3 protein-coding genes are annotated in these 4367 nt (G+C 69.2%); 1 reads left to right on the top strand and 2 read right to left on the bottom strand.

Annotated elements, in window-relative coordinates:
* The first annotated feature begins 554 nt into the window (after positions 1-554).
* Positions 555-1274: an N-acyl amino acid synthase FeeM domain-containing protein gene (locus AC04L7_RS13115; RefSeq protein WP_296281615.1), complete on the top strand. Its 720-nt coding sequence runs from the start codon at positions 555-557 to the stop codon at positions 1272-1274.
* A gap of 161 nt (positions 1275-1435) precedes the next feature.
* Here AC04L7_RS13115 and plsB read toward each other — a convergent pair whose 3' ends face one another.
* Positions 1436-4114 carry a glycerol-3-phosphate 1-O-acyltransferase PlsB gene (gene plsB, locus AC04L7_RS13110; RefSeq protein ID WP_475513162.1) on the bottom strand — a complete coding sequence of 893 codons (2679 nt, stop codon included), beginning with the start codon at positions 4112-4114 and terminating at the stop codon, positions 1436-1438.
* A gap of 129 nt (positions 4115-4243) precedes the next feature.
* The coding region (locus AC04L7_RS13105; RefSeq protein WP_475513163.1) for an excalibur calcium-binding domain-containing protein at positions 4244-4367 on the bottom strand (124 nt) is incomplete at its 5' end.

The following is a 4367-nucleotide window of genomic DNA, read 5'->3' as shown; positions in this document are numbered from 1 at the left end:
GCGGGCCAACGGAAGCAGGGAGCGGGGGCCGGGTCGAGTGCCCCGCCGTCCACCGTCAGGGCGGCCGGGAGTATGGCACTCGAAAAGGCGCGGTCGGGGGCGGGACGGGCATCCACCAGAGCGATAGCCGCCGCGCATGTCGCCAGGCGGGCGAGGTGGATGAGACGCACCGGATTCCCCTGCGTGTGTCGACATTGCGTGTGGCGCCCGGTTCCCCACCGTGTGCCGCGGGCGGGTATAGCCACGGCGTCGGCAGAGACCGCTCGACCGCGCAGGCGGGAATCGCGTGATGGAGGCGCAATCTGACGCACTGCGTCACCGGGAAGCGTGCCGCGCCGCCGCCCGTGCGCACGTCAGGCGCTCCGTCCCGCCATGCCACGCCCGCCGCAGGTGTCGTTCGCGGTCCCGGCGGGTCGCGGCGGCAGTTGGCCCGATGCTTGCTTGGTAGTCCGGGTGTGGGGATTTCCCCGACCAAGGACCGCCTGCCGTCCTGCCGGCGCCGCGGTTCCCAACGACATGCCACGCGCACGCCTGTGCGGTGGCGAGGGAGTGGCATGGAGCAGGACAAACCCTTCAACCCCCGCATCCCGGTCTCGGCCCGTGAGGCCCGGTTGGCATCGGCGGCGACCGACGAAGCGCTGGCCGGCATCGGACTGCGGATGCGGCGTATGTTGCCCGGCGAGGCGCTGGGCGACGTTCCGCGCCTGCGCCGCGAGGTTTACTTCCACGAACAGGGCCAGTTCGGCGACCGCAGCAAGCGCGTCACCGACGGCCTGGATGGCTGCGGCACCACGCTGGCGGTGGAGAAGGGTTCGCACGCGATCGCCACGCTGCGGCTGCACGACTTCTCGCCGCTGGCGGTGCAGGTCGAATACGGCAACCTGTTCCGGATCGACGATTTCGCGCGGACCTGGCCGTTGTCGCAGGTGGCCGTGGGCACGCGCTTCGCGGTGCAGGCGGACGAACGCAACAAGCCCGTGGTGGATCGCTTGATGGAGGAGGCCTACCGGTGGGCGCAGGAATCGCGCATCCAGTTCTGCCTGCTTGCCTGCGAGCCCTTCCTGCACGGCGTGTTCGAGCACTACGGATTCCGTGAGTACCTGCCGCCGGCGATCCTGCCGGGCGGCGTGGACCTGCTGCGCATGGTGCTGGTGATGGAGGACGAGCCGTATCTGTCCGAATGCGGCTCGCCGCTGCACCGGCTGATACGCGATCCGGCCCGCGCGCTGCCGGCGAAGGCGTGGCTGACGCGGTCGTTCCACGCGATGTGCTGATGCCCTCGCGGCTGCCAAACCGCGTCACGGGTGAGCGGCCACCCGACGTGGGCTGCCTGGCCGTGCTCCACGGTGCGGCCGGATACCGCCTCGGTCGTGTCCCCGGGGCGGACAGCGCCGCCGCGCACTGACGGGCGCAGCTGCGCGCCGCATCACCACGCTCACTCCTGCGGGGGGGGCACCTCGGCCGGCGCGGCGGCCTTCGCCGCTTCCGGGCTGACCTTTTCGATGGTGTGGCGCAGTTCGCGGCCGAGGATGGCCTTGGCATCGCGCGCCCACGCGTCCAGGCGCTCGTCGAACACCAGCTTGCTGTTCTCGTCCGGCCACACCAGTTTCATCTCGCGCAGCTTCTGGATGAAGCCGCGGAACAGGGTCTTGTCGAAGAACTCCGGCGCCGCCGGCGCATACAGCAGGCTCAGGCGCTGCGCGGCTTGCTGGCACAGGCCCTCCAGTTCGGCGGCACCCAGCGTGCCGGGACCATTCTTCACCAGCACCGAAATGGCGATGTAGTAGCGCTCGAACGCCTGCTGCAGCGAGTGGCCGATCGCGCGCAGGCGGAAGACCTCGTCGGTCTGGCCGGCACTGCGCGCCAGGATGCCGCCGTCGTCGTCGTTGACCTGCTGCAGCAGGCCTTCGCGCACGAACACGTCGATCGTCCGTTCCATGCGCTCGGCGAACTCGTCCTCGCTCCACGGCAGGAACAGCTCGGCCTGCAGGAACGGGTACAGCGTGCGGCCCAGCCGCAGTACGCCGGCACGGCTCATGCGCCGGTTGTTCTGGAAGCAGCACGCGATCCACGACGAGGCCGTGAACAGGTGCAGGACGTTGTTGCGGTAGTAGCTGAGCAGAACGGCGGTGTCGTCGTCCACGCTCAGTACGTCGCCGAGCGGATGCTTGATCCGCTGCAGCATGTTGATTTCTTCGGCGTGGGAGATGATGCGGTCGGGCGAGTGCGGCGTGACCGTCACGCGGTCGGAGTACGGCAGTTCGGCCAGCAGCGTCTTCGATAGTTCGATCTGCGCGACCAGATCGGCCTCGCCCATCGCGTGCTTGGGCGTGGACAGGAGCGCCAGCGCCAGCAGGTTGATCGGGTTCACGTCCGCGGCGCGGTTGATGTTGACCTGGATCTGCTGCGCCAGCGCATCGACGATGTCGGACAGCCACGCGGGCTTTTCTTCTTCGCCGACCGGCGTGCCGTCCCACTCGGGCGCGTACCGGGACAGTGCGTCGTTCAACGGGATCGGCTCGCCGAAGTTCACCACCACCTGGCCGTAGTTCTGCCGCAGTACCTTGGGAATGCCCCACAGCACGGCCCAGATGGATTCCTTCTCCTTCGGGCGGCCGCTGAGTTCGTCCAGGTAGCTGGTGCCCTCGAGCAGTTTCTCGTAACCGATGTAGACCGGCTGGAACAGCACCGGCTTGCGCGGCTGGCGCAGGAACGCGCGCAGCGTCATCGAGATCATGCCGCCCTTGGGCGGCAACAGGCGGCCGGTGCGCGAGCGTCCGCCTTCGATGAAGTACTCCAGCGAATAACCACCCGAGACCAGCTGCGCCACGTATTCGGTGAACACGGCCGAGTACAGCGGGTTGCCGCGGAAACTGCGGCGCATGAAGAACGCGCCGCCCTTGCGCAGCAGCGTGCCGACCACCGGCAGGTTCAGATTGATGCCGGCCGCGATGTGCGGCGGCACGATGCCGCGTTCGTACAGCAGGTAGGACAGCAGCAGGTAGTCCATATGGCTGCGGTGGCAGGGCACGTAGACGACTTCGTGTCCGGGCGCGGCCTCCTTGAACTTGTCCAGGTGGTGGACCAGCACGCCGTCGTAGATCTGGTTCCACACATGGCTCAGCAGGAAGCTGGCCGAGCGCACCACCGGGTTGGAATAGTCGGCGGCGATTTCCCACGCATAGGCATGCGCCTTCTTCCACGCGTCCTCGGGCTTGGACTTGTCTCGCCTGGCCTGTTCGGCGATGGCTTCCTTGACCGGGTCGGCGGCGAGCACCTGGTCCACCAGCAGGCGGCGGGTGGACAGGTCGGGGCCGATGATCGCTTCGCGGATGCGGTGGAAGTGCGTGCGGAGCACGCGCGAGAGTTTGCGGACGGTGCGTTCGGGTTCCAGGCCCTCGTCGACGGTATCGCGCAGCGACACGGGCGGGGCGAACCGCACGATGGTGCCGCGACCGTTCAACAGGATCGCCAGCAGGCGGCGGAAACGGCCGACGATGGCCCAGTTTTCCGAGAACAGGACCGAGAACCAGCCGCTCTGCTTGTCCGGCGCGCGGCCGACGAAGATCGAGACCGGCACCAGCTGCACGTCCAGGCCCGCGCTGGCGCGATGCGCTTCCAGCAGGCGCGCCAGCGAACCGGAATGCGTCTTGGCGCTGACCTGGTCGGGGATCAGCGTGCTGGCGTTGCGGCGCGACAGGGCCACGTAGGCGCGCTTGCGGCCCAGCGGATTGCCACCGACGGGCAGGGGCACCAGCGGGGACGGCAGGCCGGCGTCGCGGCRGGCGCGATCGAGGATCAGCGCATTCGACAGGCCGTAGTCTTCCAGCACGTAGCAGACCGGGCGGCCGTCCAGCAGCTCGGCCGGCGCGGCGGGTTCGATGTTCAGGGCCAGCCAGGGGTCGGCCAGGCGCCCGAGCAGGCGCGCCCACAGCGGACGTTTCGCCTGGCGGGCAACCGGGGCCATCGGCAGGCCGGCCGTCCCACGCATGTCGACATCCGCGGCCGGAGGCTGGGTCGCGTCAGGCACGGGCACGTCCGTCGCGCCCGGCTTCTTCTCCGGCGGCGTCGGGGTCGGGCCGTCCGGGAACGGCAGGGAATTCTGTTCAGGCATCGACCGCATTATGGCCCACCCCCATGGCCGGCTGGGAAGCGGTTACAGCGCGCAGCGAGTGCCGCCCTTCAGTTCCCCCGATCGCAGCGGCGGCGATGGGAGCGATGCACGTGGCGGAAACGTAGCGGTTCAGCGTCCCCGATACGGCTCACAGCCCACGCCGTCGTTGTCACGGTCCAAGTGCGGCCCGTAGCCAGGATCTCCGCGCCCCACAGGCGCAGCCCCGCGCGCGCGGGCCTCGTCGCAGTTGCGG

Source organism: Pseudoxanthomonas sp. LjRoot204_2 (genome assembly GCF_056175765.1).
Note: the sequence above shows the minus strand (reverse complement) of the source record. Positions and strands in the feature narration are given on the sequence as shown.

Bases quoted from the DNA above. Each gene is read 5' to 3' on its own strand.
- AC04L7_RS13115 (WP_296281615.1), top strand. From the start codon at position 555: ATGGAGCAGGACAAACCCTTCAACCCCCGCATCCCGGTCTCGGCCCGT.